Source organism: Priestia taiwanensis, from assembly GCF_014638355.1.
In the GTDB taxonomy this organism is placed as follows: Bacteria; Bacillota; Bacilli; order Bacillales; family Bacillaceae_G; genus Priestia_D; species Priestia_D taiwanensis.
The window spans coordinates 395,832-415,732 of record NZ_BMFK01000001.1; the positions used below are offsets into that span (position 1 = coordinate 395,832).

Below are 19,901 nucleotides of genomic sequence, written 5' to 3' on the forward strand. Positions count from 1 at the left end.
GGGAAATCAATATGATGGAAGAACAACAAAGAGCCATTTTAGTTGGTGTGAATATAAATAACGAACCGAACTTTGACTATTCAATGAAAGAATTAGTGAACTTAGCAGAGGCGTGTGATGTAGAGGTAGTAGGAGAAATTATTCAAAATTTACCTCGTGTACATGCAGGGCTTTATATCGGAACAGGAAAAGTAGAAGAAGTAGCTGACGCGGTAAAAGATAATGATGCGAATGTTGTTATTTTTAATGATGAGTTGTCACCGTCACAAATCCGTAATCTAGAAGAAGAATTAGCGTGTAAAGTAATTGATCGTACAATCTTAATCTTACATATTTTTGCAGAGCGTGCAAAGACGAAAGAAGCCCAACTTCAAGTTGAAGTAGCGCACTTACAATATATGATGCCACGTCTAATTGGACTGCGTGCTTCGTTAGGAAGACAAAGTGGTGGTGTTGGTACGAAGAACAAAGGTGCTGGTGAGAAGCAAATCGAGCTAGATCGTCGTCGTATTGAAGAAAAAGTTTCAATGTTAAATAAAGAGTTAGAGGAACTAGTAGCACATCGCAAAACACAACGTAAACAACGTAAAAAGAACGAAGTACCTGTTGTATCATTAGTTGGTTATACGAATGCAGGGAAATCTACGGTTATGAATGCGATGTTAGACGTACATAACTTATCAGAGGATAAACACGTTTTTGAAAAAGATATGTTGTTCGCAACGCTTGAAACGTCTGTACGTGATATTGCGATGGATGACAACAAGTCATTCTTATTAACTGATACTGTTGGTTTTGTCAGCAAGTTACCGCATCATCTTGTGAAAGCATTCCGCTCAACATTAGAAGAAGTAGCAGAATCAGACTTACTTATTCACGTTGTTGATTATTCAAATCCAAACTATGAACACTTAATGGATGTGACGAATGAAACATTAAAGAAAATTGGTGTGAAAGATATCCCGGTTATCTATGCATACAATAAATCGGATTTAATGGATATGAACATCCCAACGATTCAGAACGACCGTATTTATTTATCTGCAAAAGAACAAATCGGTATTTCAGAATTAGTTCAGCTTATTCGACGTGAAGTATTCAAAGATTACATCATGTGTGAAATGCTTATTCCATATGACCAAGGTCAAATCGTATCGCACTTTAGTACACATGCGAAAATCCATGCGACAGAATATGAAGAGAACGGTACAAAAATTAAAGTCGAATGTAAGATGAGTGACTTTAAGAAGTATGAGCGCTATGTAGTGAAGTAAGGAAGAAGAAACAGCTTGTTCGTGAAGAACGGCTGTTTTTTATTTTGTTAAAAAATCAAGAGAGCGTTTCCAAAATTCATCAACAAAAGTCATCCTACATATTAATCTTAGAAGGAAATATAAATGGTTAATAATCCCAATAGTTATTTTTAAGTTATGGATGAAAAGATCGTGATGTGGAGGAACGTGCATGGAAAATAGAGTAAAACGTATTCGTATCTTGGATATCTTAAGAGGATTTGCTATTTTAGGGACGCTAGGAACAAATATTTGGATTTTTGGATATTGGGGTGATACAGCCCAAATATTTATGGGGGATAGTCAATGGTGGACCTCAGCAGATAGGATTATTCAGACTATATGCCTTGTGCTTGTTAATGGGAAGTTTTTAGGCTTGCTGTCCGTTATGTTTGGAATTGGGTTGGAAATGAAGTATCAACAGTCCCTTCGTAAAGGGAATCCTTGGCCTGGTACATACTTATGGGTGTCGATGATTCTTATGTTAGAGGGCTTCATCCATTTCACCCTTGTGATGGAATATGATATTTTGATGGGCTATGCAGCAGCCGCAATCATTGTATCGTTTATTGTCAAGAGAGGTGATAAAGCGATTTGGCGTACCATTAAATGGCTTGGAGGTATCTATACCGTACTTGTATTGACTTTATCAGCCTTGTTGTTTTCGTTTATTGCAACAGGAGGAGACATAACAGGGGATGGCGGTACCGATATAGTTGCTCTCTATCAAACAGGTAGCTGGCTAGATCAAGTACAATACAGGTTATCAAACTTTGTGATACTACGATTTGAAGTAATATTTGCCCTTCCGCTTAATATTGTTCTATTTCTTATTGGTGTCATGCTTATGCGTAAAGGAGCATTTGGGGATAACGAGGTTGGTAGAAACATTCGTGTCCGTCTATTCAAATATGGAATCCTAATTGGACTTCCGCTTAATTTGCTACTGCTTGTTCCTGGTCACTTGTTTGATATCCCGGTTCGCTATTTATTTGCTCCTTTACTAGCAATGGGGTATGTAGCGATTATTGCTCGCCTTGTCGAATCAAGACCAGATTTAAGAATTTGGAGTTGGTTAGAACAAACAGGTAAAATGTCGCTTAGCTGTTATGTTGTGCAAAATGTTTTGTCTTCAGTCATTTTTTATGGCTGGGGTATGGGGCTTGGTAATAAGTTAAACTCTATTTCGATCATCGGCGTATGGATTGGACTTAGTATCATACAGATTCTCTTCGCTATTATTTGGCTTCGCTTGTTTAGGATGGGACCGATGGAAGAGATGCGAAAGCGCGCTGTCGGACTTTTAGCGAAAGGAGCTTAATATGTGGAAAGATAAATGAGAGAAACAGCACTCTAGTAGGGTGCTGTTTTATTTAATTTAGATTCATACAAAAGTATGAGTCTTTTTTTATACTATTTTCGTGATCTTCTCCCTCTTTGTATTGTTCTTGTAGATGTAATGGCCTGCTACTCTTAAAACAAAGAGGAATAGAAAAGGAGGACGTCGCATGAGAAAGTACATTGCTTATTCCAAAATAGGCTTAAAGCAACAGCTCGTTTATAAAGGCGATTTGTGGTTGAATGTGTTCGGGATGCTTATCGTCTTTGTACTTTGGATTTTCTTTTGGAAAGCGTTGTACCAAGGGAGAGAGGAAGTAGACGGTATTTCGATGAAGCAAATTATTGCGTATATGGCGATTTCATATGCGGTACTTATTCCACAATTGCATACGATGCGTATTCGTTATGCTGTGACGGAGAAAGTTCGGAGCGGGGATATTATTTTTGATTTAATGAAGCCAGTTCATTTCATATGGCGTATTTTCTTTGAACGTATTGGAACGATGTGTTTGTTCTTTTTTATCATCGTCTTACCGATTTACGGTGGGATTATTGTTATAAGTACGGGGTATCTTCCGAGTGGGAAAGTTATCTTATCATTTTTCTTATCAGTATTTATTAGTCTTTCAATTGGCTTTCTTATTAATATGAATTTTTGTTTACTTATGATGAAGTACATAGAAGTGAATGGGATGTGGTGGTTGTTGAATGCGGTAGTGTTTTTCTTAGGAGGTATGCCGTTTCCAATTTGGATTTATCCAGAGAGTATTCAATCCATTATTGGTATCCTTCCGTTCAAGTTTATGTATTACGTACCGACGAGTATTTTTAACGGTGTCATTCCAGAAGGGGCAATTGCGATGCAACTAGCGACGGGAATGGTGTGGGTTATCATTCTTGCTGGAATGAATGTGGTGTTATGGCGAGTGATGCTTCGGAATCTAATGATACAAGGGGGATGATAATATGAAGTACTACTTGAACATGTTTTTTACCTTAAAGGGTGCTTATTTAAAAGGTAGATTTTCATTTCATTTTAATTTTATTGTAGAGATTATTGGCGTATTTGCATCAGCGGGTGTATGGCTAGCTGGGATTATGTTTGCGATGAAAAAGTACGGGGCAATTGGAGGGTGGGAGTTTCCTGAAATCTTATTATTAATCTCGTTATTTTACATAGCTTGGGCCTTGGCGAGTATACTATGCCTCCACTTGTACTCACTTATTACGGATGTGAGAACAGGGAATTTCGTGCAGTATATGGTTCGGCCATTGCCTCCGTTGTTCTACTATATCGCTAATACGTTACCAATTCATACGATTGGAATGTTGTTGTCATCTATTGGTATGTTCATATGGGCGAATACATTGTTACCAATTGAGTATACGTGGAGCACGATTTTCTTTCTCATTTATAGTATTCTTGGGGGTACTGCAATTATTATAGGGACATTTATCTTAAACTCTAGTATGGCATTCAGACAAGTAGATACGATTATGACATTTGAAAATGTATTAAACGTTTCACGTGAGATGAGCCGTCTACCACTATTCATATATCCCCCGTATTTAAAATGGATTCTCGTTGCAATCGTTCCGTACGGATTAGTAGGATATATCCCCATTCATTTCATTTTGAAAAAAGAAATAATAGATTTCCCTGCGTTTATGATTGGTTTGGCACCGTTGATCGGCTTTGTTTATCTCGGATGTACATGTTATGTGTGGAATTACATGATGAAAAAATATGATGTGACAGGTTCGTAATAAAGGAGGCTAATTAAGTGTTCAGAAAAGATGATAAAACTTTATAAAACCCTATTATTTTTTACTAAAGTGTTGTGGGTTAACTATCATTATCTTTTTCTTGAACAAGCTTTTCTACATTATTTTCACAAATATGTAACACACTTTAACAGAATGTATGTTCCAATGAAAGTTAATTGAATATATACTTTTGTTAAGGAGGTGTTACGATGATTCTCGCTAAAAAAATTAGGATAGTTCCAACGAAAGAACAAGAAATACAGCTTTGGAAATCAGCAGGAACAGCTCGCTTTACCTATAATTGGGCACTAGCGAAGCAACAAGAGAACTATAAACAAGGTGGCAAATTTATCCCACATACTGTTCTTCGAAAAATATTTACGAAGCTGAAACAAGTACCGGAATACGCTTGGTTATACGACGTTTCAAATAATGTCGCCAAACAAGCAATGAAAGATTTATGTAGTGCGTATGCTAACTTTTTTAAAGGATTAGCTGATAAGCCAAGATTCAAAAGCCGCAGACGTTCCAAACCATCTTTCTACAACGATACAGACAAACTCAAAGTAAAAGAAAAATTGGTTCTCATTGAAAAAGTTGGATGGGTCAAAACAGTTGAACAGTTACCTATTGGTGTGAAATACACGAATCCTCGAGTCAGTTTTGATGGGAAGTACTGGTATATAGCTGTTGGATTTGAACAAATCCTTCCAAACCAAACGGCAACAGATGTAAGTCTTGGGATTGATGTTGGTATCAAAGAGTTAGCTGTATGTTCAAGCGGAAAAAGAATCAAAAATATCAACAAAAAGAAAAAAGTAAAACAGGTAGAGAAACGCCTTCGGATGTTGCAGCGTCAAGTTTCTCGTAAATATGAAATGAACAAGGAGGGAAACCGTTTTGTCAAAACGAGCAACATTATAAAAATAGAAAAGAGAATACGACACCTGCACAGAAAGTTGACAAATATCCGCACAAACCATCTCCACCAAGCAACAAACGATATTGTGAAAACCAAGCCATATCGTATTGTTATGGAAACGTTGAATAGTAAAGGGATGATGAAAAATAAACATTTATCTAAAGCAATCAACGAGCAAAAATTATATGAATTTAAAAAACAAATCCAATATAAATGCGAAAAATACGGAATTGAATTCATAGAAGCAGATAAATGGTACCCATCTTCTAAAATGTGTTCAACATGTGGGAAAATAAAAAAGGATTTGAAGCTATCTAATCGAGTATATAGATGTATATGTGGTCATGAGATAGATAGGGATTTGAATGCGGCAATCAATTTGTCACGTTATCAATTAGCCTGATAACACAAAAACGTTATGGCTAATGTGTAGGATTCGTTGTATCCGAATTTACGCCTGTGGAGTGTCGTACCAAATGAGAGTAGCTTCGGCAAAATCAGATACGAAGAAGCAGGAAACAAACAACTCTTTATAGATTTTTATAAGGTTTTGGCAACGGAGAGAGAATGATTGATGTACATAACGTTGTGAAAAGTTATCGACTACCAGTGCAAGCAACGACGAAAATGGAAAAAGCAATGAGCTTATTTCATCGGAAATATACGGACATTGAAGCAGTTAAAAATATTAGTTTTCATATTGAACAAGGGGAAATGGTCGGCTACATCGGTAAGAACGGTGCAGGGAAATCTACGACAATCAAAATGTTAACAGGTGTCTTAATGCCGACACACGGATCCATTATGATAAACGGTAACAATCCATATACAGAGCGAAAGAAAGTGGCAACGAATCTCGGTGTCGTATTTGGACAACGTACACAGCTATGGTGGGACCTTCCACTTCTTGATTCTTTCAAACTATTAAGAGACGTGTACGGTATTCAAGAACAGGAGTTTACTAGACGATTAGCCTTATTTGATGATATTCTCGATTTGCAGTCACTTTTACAAAAGCCCGTACGGCTAATGAGTTTAGGACAACGAATGCGTAGTGATATTGCGGCAAGTCTCCTACATGAACCAAAGCTATTATTTTTAGACGAACCAACAATTGGTTTAGATATTGAAGCAAAGGAACGCATCCGTCAGTTTATTAAAATGATGAATGAGGATAAGAAGGTGACAGTATTACTGACAACACACGATATGTCTGATATTGAGAAGTTATGTAGCCGCATTATGTTCATTGATGATGGACAAATCTTCTTCGATGGTACACAACAACAGTTAAAAAGTTTGTATGGCGGAGTGAAGTCTATTAAATTAACAACGGAAAATCCAACTGTTATTCCATCCTCAGTACTTGATGGAATTGAAATACAAATGAAATCAAAACATCAAATTGAGATTTTTTATTCGAAAGAAACGAACGTGTCTGATATTTTAGTTCCATTTTTCACCTGTAATGTTGTACAAGAAATGGGGATTGAAGAAGAGGGTATTGAGAGAGTAATAGCGAAGTTATTTCATTCATTACAAGAGAAGGTGAAAGTAGGCTAATGAATTTTGTACTTATATTCGGACCACAAGCGGTTGGGAAAATGACAGTAGGACAAGAATTAGAGAAAATAACGGAATTGAAGTTGTTTCATAATCATATGACGATTGAATTGGTTCACCCTTTTTTTGAGTATGGGACCAAGGAAGGAAATCGATTAGTTCAGTTGTTTCGTCAAGAAATATTTGAAGCGGTTGCGAAAAGTGAGTTGCCCGGCATTATTTTTACATACGTATGGGCATTTGATGTAGAGGCAGATTGGGAGTATGTTCGGAAACTAACGAACCTATTTGAGTTGAACGGTGGTAACGTATATTTCGTCGAATTAGAAGCAGAGTTAGATGAGAGAATAGAGCGTAATAAAACACCTAATCGATTAGAACAGAAACCAACAAAGCGAAACATTGAAAAGTCTGAAGCAAATTTGAAGCGAACGTACGAGAAATATAGATTGAATTCATATGAGGGTGAAATCACATTTGCTAATTATATGAGGATTAACAATACGAATTTAAGTGCGGAGGAAGCAGCAGAAATCGTGAAAGAAAAGTTTCAGTTATAAAGGAAAAAGCAGGAATCGGATGCGATTCTTGCTTTTTTAATAGTAACCAGAAATGAATGTCGCCCCTGGAGAAAGGAGAACTCCAATTATAACAAACATAAGTAAATACTGAATAAGTACAAGCATATAAAGGCGTCGCCATGTTATTCGTTCTTGTGCTGTTACATGTTCAAAAGATGAACCAGCAGCTTTCTCTAGCTTCACTAGTTGATACACATATAAATTTAATCCAAATGGGAGAAGTAAACCAAGTGTGCCCCATAAGGTAGACTTTTCTATATTGTAGAATACGTTACATATGTGAATTTGCGAGAATAAGATGGCTAGTAAAAGTAGCGGGATCGTAACAACAAATACATAGAAATCAAACATGCTGTTCTCCTTTCTTCTCTACAAATAACCAGTATATAAGAAATTGTAGTACGCTCATCCAAGTCACAAAGAGAAGGGAAGGAACGTTAATAGATGCAAGTACTTGCGTGATTAAAGACAGTGGTTCTGTAAACAAGTGAACCGAATGGAAGCGAAGAAACCTTCCAATGTAGATTCCAATACTACCTAATATCATAAATCCAAAGATAATAAATGTTCTCCATTTTACTGCTACTAACAGAAGATGCAATTGCTTCATCATTAAGGTGAAGTAATAGATAGCTAGTATGACACCAGCAGTTAAAATCGAGAAGTTCCACCATTCTTCTAGCACTAATCCTTGTTTGAAATCAAACGTGAAAATTTTTAAGTGAATCAAATCTGTCACAACATAAAAGATGTTTGGTGACATTAATAAGAATACAAGATAGAAGAGGATGCTTGCGGGTATTTCTTTTCTATCTTTTATTTTGAACAGGGGCAGTAAGAACGATAACTCTAATGCTGCAAAGGCTAGAAAGAGATTAAAAATCATGAACGGATAGCTCGTATCAAATGTAAGTAATAGCAATATGTATGCGAAGAAGCTTATTCGTACTTTTGTGCGTTCTATCATAGAAAATACTCCTTTGTTATTAGGATGCATTTTCTATTAAAACATAGAATGTATATTTCAGCTACCGTTAAGTTTTTTTATGAAAGGTAATTTATAAAAGATAATACCTTGCATTATTAGGTAATGTGAATTATAGTAAAAGCAAGGTGGTGTTTTGAATATTATGGAAGTAAATAAGGAAGTGTTGAAAGGTCACATTGATACGATAATTCTTTCTTTACTAGAGAAGCGAGATATGTACGGATACGAATTAGCAAAATTAGTACGCGAAAAAAGTGATGAACAATTTGAATTAAAAGAAGGAACATTGTATTTATCTTTAAAAAGACTTGAAAAGAATGAATGGATTCAATCGTACTGGGGAGATGAGCAAGGACCTGGCGGAAGAAGAAAGTATTACAAAATTACGCCGTTGGGGAAAGATGGGTTTGAAGAAAAGCGCCTTGAGTGGCGTTTTGTTAAAAATATGATTGATTCATTTTTAGAGGGGGGAGAAAATGATGAAGCAAATTGATGTGTTTGTAGATACTGTTTATGAAGATATGGATGGCAAGAACGAAGAGATACAAGAATTAAAAGCAGAAATGAAAAGTCATTTAATAGAGGCGGTTTACGAACTAATAGAGGAAGGAAAAGAAGAGGAAGATGCGATTGAAATTGCAATCGAGAGATTTGGTGGAGAGCATGAGATGCGCCCAGACCTTGAACAATTATTCCAGCCTCAAAATCTTTTTTCAAAGTGGGTACTTTATTTAGCGGTAGCGTGTCTAGGATTAGGTTTCGTTGTATTTGGGTTTGTTTGGTACATAGAGGAAAAAAACGCATCAGAAAATGACACACTTGCTTGGAAAATAACATCTATACTATACGATAAAGATACAATTTCTGAAGAGGATAAAAAGGAAATAATGAGACGTGTAGATGATACAGATCATGTTCCGATTGTTAAAATCTATAGGGTAAAAGACTATGAGGAACAAGCTACGAATTTCGACCATCTATTTGACTATGCAAAAAGAGCCAATCCATACTATGAATATGAACGAACGGTATCAGCTCCTACATGGATGTTTGCTGAATTTCGTAATTATGGGAGTGGGAATGCGAAATGGTATGTCAAATTAGTGGTGAGGGATGTTAATAAATCGATGTGGATTGCATTATTTGTAGGTATTGCCCTTTATATGGTTTTATTCGCTATTTGGGCAACGATTAATGCATATCATCATAAACGATTAAATGTTGGTTGGATTCTTGCGTTTACTTTCTTTAATATAGTAGGGTATTTCGCTTATTATTTATTAGGGAGAAGAAAAATATTAATCGGAGCGGAAGCAACATAATACAAAACATTACTAGGTATATTTCATGAATAGATATTACTAATACTTTGTTATACAGTTTGTTTAATAAGAATATTTATCCCATGTATACTACTTGTATATGTTCTTGAATAACATAAAGAGTAGGTTTCTTTGTAAGTAGATTCATTTAGTAAATAATGGTGTAATCTAAGTGAAAGGGAGCCTAATGCATGTGGTGAAGAATTTTTATGAAGCTATAGAGGGTAGACGTTCTATTTATGGGATTAGCAAAGAGACAGTGATATCCGATGAGAAAATACAAGAGGCTGTTGAACATGCGGTGAAGTACACGCCATCTGCATTTAATTCTCAAAGTGCTCGTGTAGTGGTACTTCTAGGAGAACAGCACGATAAATTATGGAATATTACAAAAGAAACATTACGGAAAATCGTGCCGAAGGGTGCTTTTTCATCGACAGAAGAAAAGATGAATGCATTTCAAGTAGGTTATGGTACAGTCTTGTTCTTCGAAGATCAAGAGGTGATTGAACAGCTAGAGCAGAAGTTTGCATTATATAAAGAGAACTTTAAAGTTTGGTCAGAACAATCGACAGGGATGCTACAACTTGTTGTTTGGACTTCGTTAGAACTTGAAGGATATGGTGCAACGTTGCAACATTATAATCCATTGATTGATGAAGAAGTGAAAAAAGAATGGGGTGTTCCAGCTACATGGAAACTAACGGCGCAGATGCCTTTTGGGAAACCGACAGCTGTGCCTAACGAAAAAGAATTCCAATCACTTGAAGCACGAGTGAAAGTATATAAATAAAGGGAGACAAGGGAAAAGCATCCAGCATGTCGTATATATGGCATGGAGGGTGCTTTTTTGCATATAAAAGAAATAAAATGGGAGGTAATAAAAATAAATGAATTTATTAAATCCAACAGTACATAAAGATTGGCTATTACCTCATTCAAAGGAATGGTACGCACAGCTTGGTACATTATATGGAGAGTATTCATACACATGGGCTTCGACCTTAACAGAGCCAAACGGCGAAACGATATTTGATGAGGAAGTCTTCAATGCTGCATCAGATAAGGTTGTGTTAGATATGGGATGCGGACACGGTGCTTTTACGCTTCAGTGTGGTACGGTTGCGAAAGAAGTTGTTGGTTTTGATGTGACAGATGGATTCGTTCTTACTGGTAACGCAAGTAGAAAGAAAAATGTTCGCTTCGTGCAAGGGGATAGTAAAAAGGTGTTGCCGTTTGCTCCGGAAATATTTGATATGGCGTATGTACGCAAAGGCCCAACATCTGCTTACTTGTTGTTATCAGGTGTGGTTAAGAAAGGTGGGAGTGTCCTGGGGCTTCATCCTGGTGACAAAGGTGGTATCGAATTACCTTCTTTATTTCCGAATTTGTATGACCCGCATCCAGAGGGAGCGCTTGTATTAGATAGATTGAAAGAAAGGCTAGCAAGAAGTAAGTTTGAACATGTTGAAATAGAAGTAGTGAATAGTGAAGAATGGTTACGTGCGCCAGTGGATGTTTTAAAGTTGCGTTGTTTTGGACAACATCCTAGCATTTATAACATGCTAGTAGAGGAGAATCTCGAAGAAGTAACGAATGTATTTGAGAAATATCGAACAGAACGAGGGTTATGTGTAACGTTCTCGCGTTATATTGTACGAGCAACGGTATAAAGAAATAGCGAGGAGAGAGCTACCTCGCTATCTTTAATGATGATGTGAAGGTGGGACTTCTGCTATGTGATTTTCGGGAAACATGAAAAAGACTCCGACGACAATCAACATACTAATAGAAAGTAACAAGAAAAAACGTCGTTCGATAAATGTTGAGAACGTATGCGATAAAAATTGTATGATACAAGAAGTTGCTATTACAATAGTAAGCAATAGGCTAATGAGTAAGATACTATGTGCTTGCTGATTCGTTAACATTTCAGCTGTCATTGCTCCCATCATCCCCGCCATAATTCCAGAAAATAATCCTTCTAAGCCTGTATACAAGTGGAAACAAATTCCGATGAGAAAGCCAATCAATCCACTTCCGGCGATAGCTAACAGCGCCGAATACAACAAGTCTCCTTTTAATAGCACTCCTACATAAAATCCAATACTGAGTCCGATGCTCATACTAAATGCCATAATGAAAACCATTTGTTCCATTAGTGTGCCATGTCGCCTTGAAGCATAAGCAACAAACAAAACAGAAAGAAAGCAAACCGTAATAATACCGATTGTGTATGTGGACATATAAATCCCTCCTTGTCCCTTCATCTATATGTGAAGGTAGGGAATATTTATACCTGCAAAATGTCTGCATAATTCAATAGAAGAAAGGGGAGATGGAACATGATTTATAAGCTTGATAGAAAAGACTACGATAAAATTAAGCCTTTGTTACAGGTGAAGTCACAACATAACCTTTCGACGTTATATGGTGTGATGAATGGAAGGAATAGAGGAAGCATTTATGTGGATAATGAAACCCATCCTACTACTGCATTAGTAGATGAAACGGGGATTATTAGCCTTTTTATTGGAGATGCAAAAAATCAGAAATTCCTTCAAACGCTTCCACATTTTATTGAGAACGAATTAAAACAGGCAACGTATGAAGAGTGTGGTGGGACGTATTTTCTCGCAGTAGTAAATGATTGTGCATGGGAAGAAGCGCTAGAACAAGCAATCTCTTACCGTGAGTACGAAACAGATTTTGAACAATATTATCGATTTAATGAAGGGATATTCAACAGTGTAAAGGAGTCATATAAACCATTACTGAACGGGTATTATGTGCAAAAAGTTGACGGGATTCTTATTGAGCAACAAGAGGATGTTGCTGAAATGATCGAGGAATGTTGGTACACAGTAGAGGATTTTCTAACGTATGGACTTGGTTATTGCATTATGAAAGCAGATAGAGTAATTAGCATATGTATATCGTGTTGTGTACATGAGAATATACACGAAATAAGTGTTGCAACGTATGATTTAGCAGAAATGAACAAAGGACTGGCAACGTTAGTATGTGCTGCATATTTAGAACAGTGTATTGTACAAGGAGTAATCCCTCGCTGGTCCACACTTGCGACGAACGGAGAGTCTATTCATCTAGCAGAAAAACTTGGATTTGAGTTTGTGAATAAGTTAAAGACGTATGAATTTGAATTTTGAGGAAAAAGCATGATTGTATTTGAACGAGGCATACTATAGATTCGGTATTGACCGTAACAAACAACAGAGAAAAGAGTTGTGACGATTGAACGAACAAATCATACCAAGTTTTCATCAATTGAATCATACGTTGTCCGACGAGATTTACTTAAATACAGGTACATGTGCTCCATCAATTAATTTCGTAACGGAATCGATCATAGAAACGTACAAGAAACAAGAAAAGCTCCAATTGTATCCGTGGATAGAAGCAGAGCAAGCTTTTGATTCTGTTCGCCAACGGTTAGCCGACTTACTTGATGTACATCATGACCAGATTGTGGTAACGGAAAATACGACACAAGGCCTTAATATGTTTTTGCACGGTCTTCATTGGAGAACGGACGATGAGATTATTACGACGAACGGGGAACATGTAAGTAGTCTTGCACCTTGTTTTTCTATTGCACAGCGTTACGGAGTGAAGGTGCGGATTATTGATATTTTAAATAAGACGGATGATGAAATAGTGGATGAAATTTCACATGTAGTAAACGATAAAACAAAACTATTACTTGTAAGCCATATTACGTGGAATACTGGGCGGGTATTACCGATAGAAAAATTATGTGCACTAGCTCGCGCTGCTAATGTGTATTCGTTAATTGACGGAGCGCAAGCAGTTGGACAAATGAATGTTAATCCTGTGCAAATTGGTTGTGATGTATATGCATTCCCAGGACATAAATGGCTGTTGGGTCCTTTAGGAACAGGGAGTTTGTATATGAGGGGAGAAATCATCCAAGCTATTTCTCCTATCAATCCTGGTTATTATTCAATTGAAGGATTCAAATGGGATGGTACGTTAAAGTGGAAGCAGTCAGGTCAAAAATTTGAATCGTCCACTCGGAATGTGGCCCCGTTTGTCGGTCTTGCACGTAGTATCGTTTTCATACAAGAGATAGGAATACATAACATAGAGAAACGGATTCACATACTATCGGAACAATTACGAACAAATTTAGAGTTATTGCAAGGAGTGAAGGTGAATGATATGAATTCGCAAATAGTGCACGGATTAATTAGTTGTACAATAGATAAAATCGACTATCATGATTTAGTAGAATTTCTAGCCAAGAAGAATATTTTTACTAGGTCTATCACAAGACCAAAGGGATTACGTATTTCTGTTCATGCGTTTAATACGGAAGAGGAGTTAACTACTTTTATCTCTGTTTTAGAAAAAGGGATAAGGAAATTGCGGAAACATCCTTTTGTTCAGTTAAATACGGATTCATATTTGCTACATGAATAGAGAACATCCAATTTCCTGCATGTTAATGGAAATTGGATGTTTTTGTATCTTCATAATTTCTTGATAATCATTTCATACAATGGTTGCAAGTAATGAAGAGGAGGAATCTGAATGAAAAGTTTTTGGATGAAACGTTTTTTGTTATCAGCAGTTACAGCATTGATGATATTCGTCATTGCTGCATGTTCTGATACATCAAAGACAACAAATGAACATGATAATATGAACGATGAAGAGATAATATTAACGGAAACCGCAACAAAGCCATTAGAAGCGATAAGAGGTCCTGAAGTTATGTTAGTCGCAAAAGAGGAAGCACAACGATTAAGTGATGGTGTCGTTGTACCAGTATGGACGTTTAATGGCTCTGCCCCAGGGCCAGAAATTCGTGTGAAGCAAGGGGAAAAGGTGAAAGTGACATTGAAAAATGAATTACCTGTACCAACATCGATTCATTGGCACGGGTACCCTGTTCCGAATAATATGGACGGAATTCCAGGAGTGACGCAAGATGCCATTGAACCTGGAAAGAGTTTCACGTATGAATTTGAAGCAAATGTATCTGGAACGTACTGGTATCATTCACATCAAGACGGTGTTAATCAATTAGATAGAGGAATGTATGGCACTCTTGTTGTAGAGGATGCGAATGAACAGTATGACAAAGACTATACGTTAGTATTAGACGAATGGGTAACGGATAAGAAGGAAATTGATAAGCAAATAGAAGCAATGACAAAAGGCGTAACAGAAGCGAAGGAATCTAGTATGGACCATTCAGATATGAAGGGGGATGGAGAGAAGAAGGAATCTAGTAATATGGGTGGCATGAACCACGGAGGTATGTCGATGGAAGGTCACAGCATGGATATGTATGACTTGTTGACGATTAACGGAAAGAGTGGGGAATTAGTAGAGTCACTGAAAGTGAAAGAAGGAGAGAAAGTTCGACTTCGACTTGTGAATGCTGGTTATGTATCACATAATATTCACGTCCATGGCCACGATGTCAAAATAATTGCGACAGATGGTCAGCCAATTCATGAACCAAAAGCGATAAAAGACCAAATTATTTCGATTGCACCAGGAGAGCGTTATGACGTTGAATTTACAGCAAATAATCCTGGTAAATGGTATATCGAAGATCATGGAGATAAGAAAGGTGTAAAGGGAATGAAAGCTGTTATCGAGTATGACGGTGTTAAAGAGATGACAGATAAAGCAAATGAAACAGAAAAGCTTCCAGCAGTAGATATGACTAAGTATGGTACAAAAAGGTTAGGAACGTTCACATTAGACCAGAAATATGATATGACGTATAACATGGACTTAAATACAGAAATGAATGGGAATGAAATGGTATACACGATTAATGGTAAGGTATTTCCTGATGTAGAGCCGTTGAAAGTGAAAAAAGGTGACTTAATTAAAGTGAAGATGGTAAATCGTTCGATGATGGATGACCATCCAATGCACTTACACGGTCACTTCTTCCAAGTGTTAAGTAGGAATGGTAAGCCAGTAGAAGGTTCTCCAATTATTAAAGATACGTTGAACTTAAAGCCAGGAGAAGAGTATGAAGTAGCCTTTGTTGCAGATAATCCTGGTAACTGGATGTTCCACTGTCACGACTTACATCACGCTTCGGCAGGAATGGTATCAGAAGTGCACTATACAGATTACAAATCTAATTATGTTCCAAATCCGAAGATTCCTAATAAACCAGAATAATAAAAAAGAACCATGTGATGCTAGTATCACATGGTTCTTTTTTTACTGTATATTTCCATCCTTCACAATTTGTTCCCATTTTTCTCCACCATTAGTTGTAAAGTATACATTGGCTTTTGCGGTAGCGAATGTCATTTCAGTTGGATTTTGTGGGTGTTGTGCGATGTACATGATTGGATCGTTACTATCTACAGATGGAGTAGGAATATTAACTTCTTCATTCGTAGAAATAGACAGACGAGCTAGTGCTTGTTGTTTGTTTTCTGTTATGTATGAGTAGAAAATATCTTCCTTTCCAACGGTTATTGCGATTGTTTCTTTCGGTTTAGAAAATAATTCAAATGTATTTCCCGAGTCTGTAGAGAAAAATACACCTTTTTTTGTACTCATAGCGACTACACTAGATTTATCAGGATGTATAGCAAACGAACGAATTTCACCTGAAATCCCACTTAGGTTACTTTGCTTCCATGTTTGTCCACTATCTGTACTTACATAAAAGCCTTGTTGTAGTTTTGAGTTCGGACGTTCGTTATATACGTAAACAGCTTCACTGTTATATCCTGCCGCCATGTTGTGGAAATCAGATTCTCCGTAAAAAGCCAATTTCTCGAAACTAGCGCCTCCATTTGTGCTTTTTACTAAACCGAGTGGGTTCTTTAAGCTAGAACCTGTCTCAGGATGACCACTTGCGAAGAAGCCATTTTTTGTCGCTTGGAATCCCATATAATCATGTTGTTCCTTGTCGGACGCCAACCAGTTTCCATTTTGATATATTTTTAACCCGTGGTGAGTGGCAACTGAAACCCCCTCTAGATTGCCAACGTATCCAATACCGTGAATATGCTGGATTTTTTCCTTAGAACTTTCTTTGTAGAAGTCTTGTGGCACAGAATTCGTTTCTTCGACATTAGAGGAAGTAGCCTTTTCTTGTGGTTGTGATGCTTCCTTGTCGTTTGAACAAGCTGTAAGTGCGATAACAGTCGTCAGTGCAAGTAATGTTTTTTTCAATTGTTTTCTCCCCTTCTGAACATATAGATAAGGTAAGTATAAGGATGAATTGTGGAGAAATTATGCAGGCCTTTATGTTGTGAAACATTTCATCTAACGCTCTGAAGTGGTAAAATGGTACGTATGAAAGATAAGAATGGAATGATACGAAGATGAAATTAATAATCGCGGAGAAACCAGATCAAGGGGCGAAGTTAGCTGCACCTTATTCACATAAGAAGAAAAATGGATATATTGAAATCGCTCCTAATGATGTGTTTCCAAGAGGAGCGTATTTAAGTTGGGCGGTCGGTCATTTATGTGAACTTGTACCACCCGAAGAATATGATCCAAAGTGGAAGAAGTGGAGCATGACGACACTACCAATTATTCCAGAGAAATTTAACCATAGAGTAACAAAGTCAAAGTGGAAACAATTTAACGTTGTAAAAGAATTAGTGCATCGTAGTGAAGTGGGCGAAATCATTATCGCAGGTGATGCCGAGCGTGAAGGGGAAGCGATTATTCGTCTAACGTTAATGCTTGCTCGTAACGCGAAGCCAATGAAGCGATTATGGATTTCGTCGTTAACACAAAATGCGGTGATGAACGGTTTTAAAAATTTATTAGATGAGAAAGAAACGCGTAATCTTTATTACGAAGCATACAGTCGTTCATGTGCGGATTGGCTCGTTGGAATGAATGCATCTCGTGCGTATACACTGTTATTACAGAAAAAAGGCATTTCTGATGTATTCTCGACAGGACGTGTACAAACACCAACGCTTGCGCTAATTGTGAAGCGGGAAAAGGAAATCGAGAATTTTAAGTCAGAGCCGTTTTGGGAAGTTATTGCGACGTTTAATATGGACGGTAAGACGTATACAGGAAAGTGGCATAAAGACAATGATTTTCGTTTGAAGGAAGAGGGAATGGCGTATAAGATTGCGCAGTTTTGTCATGAGAAAGAGGCAGAGGTACATGAACTAGAGAAGGAGCGCAAAGAGTTTTTACCACCGTTTCTTTATAATTTATCTTCTTTGCAGGCAGAGGCAAATAAACGTTTTAAGTTCTCACCGCAGAAGACATTAGAAGTGGCACAGAAATTATACATAAAGGGGATTATTTCATATCCACGTTCGGATTCGAGCTTCGTGACGAAAGAAGAAGCGGCGATGTTCCCGGATATTTTACAAAAGTTAAGTAATACGGAATCATACAAAGCGTTCTTCCCGCTGCCGGTATCATCTATCCTTGATAATAAGCGTTATGTGAACGAGAAGAAAGTAACGGATCACTATGCAATTATCCCGACGGAACAAGTAGTAGATCCAGCTAAGTTATCAGGAGATGAGCAGAAAATTTATGATTTAGTTGTTCGTCGTTTACTTGCGGCTCATTATGAAAAAGCAATTTTCGATTATACGACAGTTCATACGTTAGTTGATGGACGAGCCGCGTTTATTTCCAAAGGAAAAGAACAAATTCAAGCAGGGTGGCGCATCGTTATATACGGAAAGAAAAAAGAAAAGGACGATGATGAACAAGACTTGCCTTCTTTACACGAAGGAGAAAAAGGTATCGTACAAGATATTACAGTAAAGGACGGTAAAACACAGCCGCCGAAACGATACACAGAAGGTCAGCTCATTACGTTAATGAAAACAGCTGGTAAGCATTTAGAGAATGAAGAATTAACGAAAGTGTTAAACAAAACAGAGGGACTTGGTACAGAAGCAACGCGTGCTGGTATTATCGGTGTGTTAAAAGACCGTCAGTATATTGCCGTATCGAAAAACCAAGTATCGGCGACAGATAAAGGAAAGCTATTAATTGAAGCGATTGGTGACAGTATTTTGGCTTCACCAGAAATGACGGCGAAATGGGAGCAACGTCTAGACGAAATCGGAGACGGAAAAGCATCGCCGAGCGTTTTCATGGAACAAACGAAAAAGTTAACATTAAAGCTCATTGAAGATGCACAGGATCAGAGTGAGAAGTGGGACTTCGGTCAATTTGACTTATCACAGTTCCAAGGAAAACCAGGAGCAAAGAAGAAGTCCATAATCGGTTCAAAAGTTGGCAAATGTAAAAAGTGTGACGGTGATGTCGTTGATAAGTCTACTTTCTACGGGTGTACAAACTATCAAACGACGAAGTGTGATTTTACGATGTCAAAGAAAATACTAGGTAAAACGATTAGCCAAAAGAATATGAAGAAACTATTAAACGACGAACAGACAGATATCATTAAAGGTTTCAAGAAAAACGACAACACATTCGATGCGAAGTTAGAGTGGAAAGATGGGAAGATGAACTTCATATTTGAGAAGTGAAGAATAAGAAAAGAATACAGGCCTTATGGAGGCAGTTTCTTTTGCGAGAGTGGTTGTCGATTATATTTAGCTTAGAAAGTCGTTTGTTATAGGTATGAGATGTGTACTAGAATTCTTGATCCAAATGGAGAATGATTTTGTACACATCTCTTTTTTCGTTAAATCCTCAAGTGTATCTAATACAAGCAGATTGTCATTACGCTTAGAAATTTTCTAAGAAACAATTTCATTGTTATATAGATCTTATACAACAGAACGGAAACTGAAACCATCGTTTAACGGTAAGTAGGTAATATTTGTAACGAGAGCCTCGTTATGTTTTCAATTACTGAAATTGTGGTTTGGAACGTTTTGGAAAACATTTGAGTACTTACCTTGAAAGAAGCATCGCCTCTTTCGAATAATTGATTGCTTAATTCTCTCATTAAGCGATACACCTTTTTGTGGTTGAACAAGAGACCTTTCTCCCTCAAAGCAATTTTTATACGTGGATAACCATATTGTTTATGCTTAAGATGAATAGATTTTATTATTGCCTTTAGTGGTATTTCCTTATTAAATTTTACGTTTCTAGCCAATCTAGTATGTGTCCATTTATAGAAGC

The 19,901-nt window shown here is 37.1% G+C and carries 20 protein-coding genes; 15 read left to right on the forward strand and 5 right to left on the reverse strand.

The annotated features are described in order from the left end of the window. The first annotated feature begins 11 nt into the window (after positions 1–11). The 7 genes from hflX (at position 12) to IEV41_RS02070 (ending at position 7,445) form a co-directional block, all read left to right on the forward strand. The gene (gene hflX, locus IEV41_RS02040; RefSeq protein WP_188386786.1) at positions 12–1,274 is read left to right on the forward strand and encodes a GTPase HflX; all 1,263 of its coding nucleotides are present in this window, start codon (positions 12–14) and stop codon (positions 1,272–1,274) included. 190 nt (positions 1,275–1,464) lie between these two features. Continuing rightward, positions 1,465–2,613, forward strand: coding sequence for a DUF418 domain-containing protein (locus tag IEV41_RS02045; RefSeq protein WP_188386787.1), 1,149 nt, complete (start codon positions 1,465–1,467; stop codon positions 2,611–2,613). 187 nt (positions 2,614–2,800) lie between these two features. Beyond that, a complete protein-coding gene (locus IEV41_RS02050; RefSeq protein WP_188386788.1) occupies positions 2,801–3,595 on the forward strand; it encodes an ABC transporter permease in 795 nt (264 codons plus the stop codon). A gap of 4 nt (positions 3,596–3,599) precedes the next feature. After that, positions 3,600–4,400 (forward strand): ABC transporter permease, encoded by an 801-nt coding sequence (locus tag IEV41_RS02055; protein ID WP_188386789.1) that lies wholly within the window; start codon positions 3,600–3,602, stop codon positions 4,398–4,400. Positions 4,401–4,609: 209 nt separating this feature from the next. Then, complete coding sequence (locus tag IEV41_RS02060) at positions 4,610–5,725, forward strand: RNA-guided endonuclease InsQ/TnpB family protein (RefSeq protein WP_188386790.1); 1,116 nt, start codon at positions 4,610–4,612, stop codon at positions 5,723–5,725. A gap of 164 nt (positions 5,726–5,889) precedes the next feature. Next, complete coding sequence (locus tag IEV41_RS02065) at positions 5,890–6,885, forward strand: ABC transporter ATP-binding protein (protein WP_188386791.1); 996 nt, start codon at positions 5,890–5,892, stop codon at positions 6,883–6,885. Further along, a complete protein-coding gene (locus IEV41_RS02070) occupies positions 6,885–7,445 on the forward strand; it encodes a DEAD/DEAH box helicase family protein (RefSeq protein WP_188386792.1) in 561 nt (186 codons plus the stop codon). Before IEV41_RS02065 ends, IEV41_RS02070 begins: the two co-directional genes overlap by 1 nt. A 36-nt stretch (positions 7,446–7,481) precedes the next feature. Here the strand turns inward: IEV41_RS02070 and IEV41_RS02075 are convergent, their stop codons facing one another. Both IEV41_RS02075 and IEV41_RS02080 read right to left on the reverse strand, forming a co-directional pair. Further along, a complete protein-coding gene (locus IEV41_RS02075) occupies positions 7,482–7,817 on the reverse strand; it encodes a hypothetical protein (protein ID WP_188386793.1) in 336 nt (111 codons plus the stop codon). Next, a complete protein-coding gene (locus IEV41_RS02080; RefSeq protein ID WP_188386794.1) occupies positions 7,810–8,433 on the reverse strand; it encodes a DUF1361 domain-containing protein in 624 nt (207 codons plus the stop codon). The genes IEV41_RS02075 and IEV41_RS02080 overlap by 8 nt, the downstream gene beginning before the upstream one ends. A gap of 163 nt (positions 8,434–8,596) precedes the next feature. Between IEV41_RS02080 and IEV41_RS02085 the strand changes: the two genes are divergently transcribed. The 4 genes from IEV41_RS02085 to IEV41_RS02100 all read left to right on the forward strand — a co-directional run bounded on the left by IEV41_RS02085 (position 8,597) and on the right by IEV41_RS02100 (position 11,449). Beyond that, complete coding sequence (locus tag IEV41_RS02085; RefSeq protein ID WP_188386795.1) at positions 8,597–8,947, forward strand: PadR family transcriptional regulator; 351 nt, start codon at positions 8,597–8,599, stop codon at positions 8,945–8,947. Continuing rightward, positions 8,931–9,776, forward strand: coding sequence for a permease prefix domain 1-containing protein (locus tag IEV41_RS02090; RefSeq protein ID WP_229722114.1), 846 nt, complete (start codon positions 8,931–8,933; stop codon positions 9,774–9,776). The genes IEV41_RS02085 and IEV41_RS02090 overlap by 17 nt, the downstream gene beginning before the upstream one ends. A gap of 187 nt (positions 9,777–9,963) precedes the next feature. Next, positions 9,964–10,569: a nitroreductase family protein gene (locus IEV41_RS02095; RefSeq protein ID WP_188386796.1), complete on the forward strand. Its 606-nt coding sequence runs from the start codon at positions 9,964–9,966 to the stop codon at positions 10,567–10,569. Positions 10,570–10,666: 97 nt separating this feature from the next. Next, positions 10,667–11,449, forward strand: a complete 783-nt coding sequence (locus IEV41_RS02100; RefSeq protein WP_188386797.1) for a class I SAM-dependent methyltransferase — start codon at positions 10,667–10,669, stop codon at positions 11,447–11,449. Between the two features lie 33 nt (positions 11,450–11,482). On the opposite strand, the gene IEV41_RS02105 is transcribed toward IEV41_RS02100, so the two are convergent. Then, positions 11,483–12,022 (reverse strand): hypothetical protein, encoded by a 540-nt coding sequence (locus tag IEV41_RS02105; protein ID WP_373284139.1) that lies wholly within the window; start codon positions 12,020–12,022, stop codon positions 11,483–11,485. 99 nt (positions 12,023–12,121) lie between these two features. On the opposite strand from IEV41_RS02105, the gene IEV41_RS02110 reads away from it, so the two are divergent. The 3 genes from IEV41_RS02110 to IEV41_RS02120 all read left to right on the forward strand — a co-directional run bounded on the left by IEV41_RS02110 (position 12,122) and on the right by IEV41_RS02120 (position 15,971). Then, positions 12,122–12,946 (forward strand): GNAT family N-acetyltransferase, encoded by an 825-nt coding sequence (locus tag IEV41_RS02110; protein WP_188386799.1) that lies wholly within the window; start codon positions 12,122–12,124, stop codon positions 12,944–12,946. A gap of 85 nt (positions 12,947–13,031) precedes the next feature. Beyond that, a complete protein-coding gene (locus IEV41_RS02115; RefSeq protein ID WP_188386800.1) occupies positions 13,032–14,240 on the forward strand; it encodes an aminotransferase class V-fold PLP-dependent enzyme in 1,209 nt (402 codons plus the stop codon). 126 nt (positions 14,241–14,366) lie between these two features. After that, positions 14,367–15,971, forward strand: a complete 1,605-nt coding sequence (locus tag IEV41_RS02120) for a multicopper oxidase family protein (RefSeq protein ID WP_188388647.1) — start codon at positions 14,367–14,369, stop codon at positions 15,969–15,971. 42 nt (positions 15,972–16,013) lie between these two features. Here the strand turns inward: IEV41_RS02120 and IEV41_RS02125 are convergent, their stop codons facing one another. Further along, a complete protein-coding gene (locus IEV41_RS02125; RefSeq protein ID WP_188386801.1) occupies positions 16,014–16,982 on the reverse strand; it encodes a F510_1955 family glycosylhydrolase in 969 nt (322 codons plus the stop codon). A 152-nt stretch (positions 16,983–17,134) separates the two neighbouring features. Here IEV41_RS02125 and IEV41_RS02130 point away from each other — a divergent pair, with 152 nt between their 5' ends. Further along, a complete protein-coding gene (locus IEV41_RS02130) occupies positions 17,135–19,297 on the forward strand; it encodes a DNA topoisomerase III (RefSeq protein WP_188386802.1) in 2,163 nt (720 codons plus the stop codon). 275 nt (positions 19,298–19,572) lie between these two features. Here the strand turns inward: IEV41_RS02130 and IEV41_RS20305 are convergent, their stop codons facing one another. After that, on the reverse strand, positions 19,573–19,875 hold the full coding sequence (locus IEV41_RS20305) for an IS3 family transposase (RefSeq protein WP_188386803.1): 303 nt from the start codon (positions 19,873–19,875) through the stop codon (positions 19,573–19,575). Between the last annotated feature and the right edge of the window lie 26 nt (positions 19,876–19,901).

Coding starts and splice junctions, on each gene's coding strand:
- IEV41_RS02055 (WP_188386789.1), top strand. CDS start 3,600: ATGAAGTACTACTTGAACATGTTTTTTACCTTAAAGGGTGCTTATTTA.
- IEV41_RS02075 (WP_188386793.1), bottom strand. CDS start 7,817: ATGTTTGATTTCTATGTATTTGTTGTTACGATCCCGCTACTTTTACTA.
- hflX (WP_188386786.1), top strand. CDS start 12: ATGATGGAAGAACAACAAAGAGCCATTTTAGTTGGTGTGAATATAAAT.
- IEV41_RS02130 (WP_188386802.1), top strand. CDS start 17,135: ATGAAATTAATAATCGCGGAGAAACCAGATCAAGGGGCGAAGTTAGCT.
- IEV41_RS02110 (WP_188386799.1), top strand. CDS start 12,122: ATGATTTATAAGCTTGATAGAAAAGACTACGATAAAATTAAGCCTTTG.
- IEV41_RS02120 (WP_188388647.1), top strand. CDS start 14,367: ATGAAACGTTTTTTGTTATCAGCAGTTACAGCATTGATGATATTCGTC.
- IEV41_RS02090 (WP_229722114.1), top strand. CDS start 8,931: ATGATGAAGCAAATTGATGTGTTTGTAGATACTGTTTATGAAGATATG.
- IEV41_RS02105 (WP_373284139.1), bottom strand. CDS start 12,022: ATGTCCACATACACAATCGGTATTATTACGGTTTGCTTTCTTTCTGTT.
- IEV41_RS02045 (WP_188386787.1), top strand. CDS start 1,465: ATGGAAAATAGAGTAAAACGTATTCGTATCTTGGATATCTTAAGAGGA.
- IEV41_RS02050 (WP_188386788.1), top strand. CDS start 2,801: ATGAGAAAGTACATTGCTTATTCCAAAATAGGCTTAAAGCAACAGCTC.
- IEV41_RS02070 (WP_188386792.1), top strand. CDS start 6,885: ATGAATTTTGTACTTATATTCGGACCACAAGCGGTTGGGAAAATGACA.
- IEV41_RS02065 (WP_188386791.1), top strand. CDS start 5,890: ATGATTGATGTACATAACGTTGTGAAAAGTTATCGACTACCAGTGCAA.
- IEV41_RS02060 (WP_188386790.1), top strand. CDS start 4,610: ATGATTCTCGCTAAAAAAATTAGGATAGTTCCAACGAAAGAACAAGAA.
- IEV41_RS02100 (WP_188386797.1), top strand. CDS start 10,667: ATGAATTTATTAAATCCAACAGTACATAAAGATTGGCTATTACCTCAT.
- IEV41_RS02080 (WP_188386794.1), bottom strand. CDS start 8,433: ATGATAGAACGCACAAAAGTACGAATAAGCTTCTTCGCATACATATTG.
- IEV41_RS02085 (WP_188386795.1), top strand. CDS start 8,597: ATGGAAGTAAATAAGGAAGTGTTGAAAGGTCACATTGATACGATAATT.
- IEV41_RS02095 (WP_188386796.1), top strand. CDS start 9,964: ATGCATGTGGTGAAGAATTTTTATGAAGCTATAGAGGGTAGACGTTCT.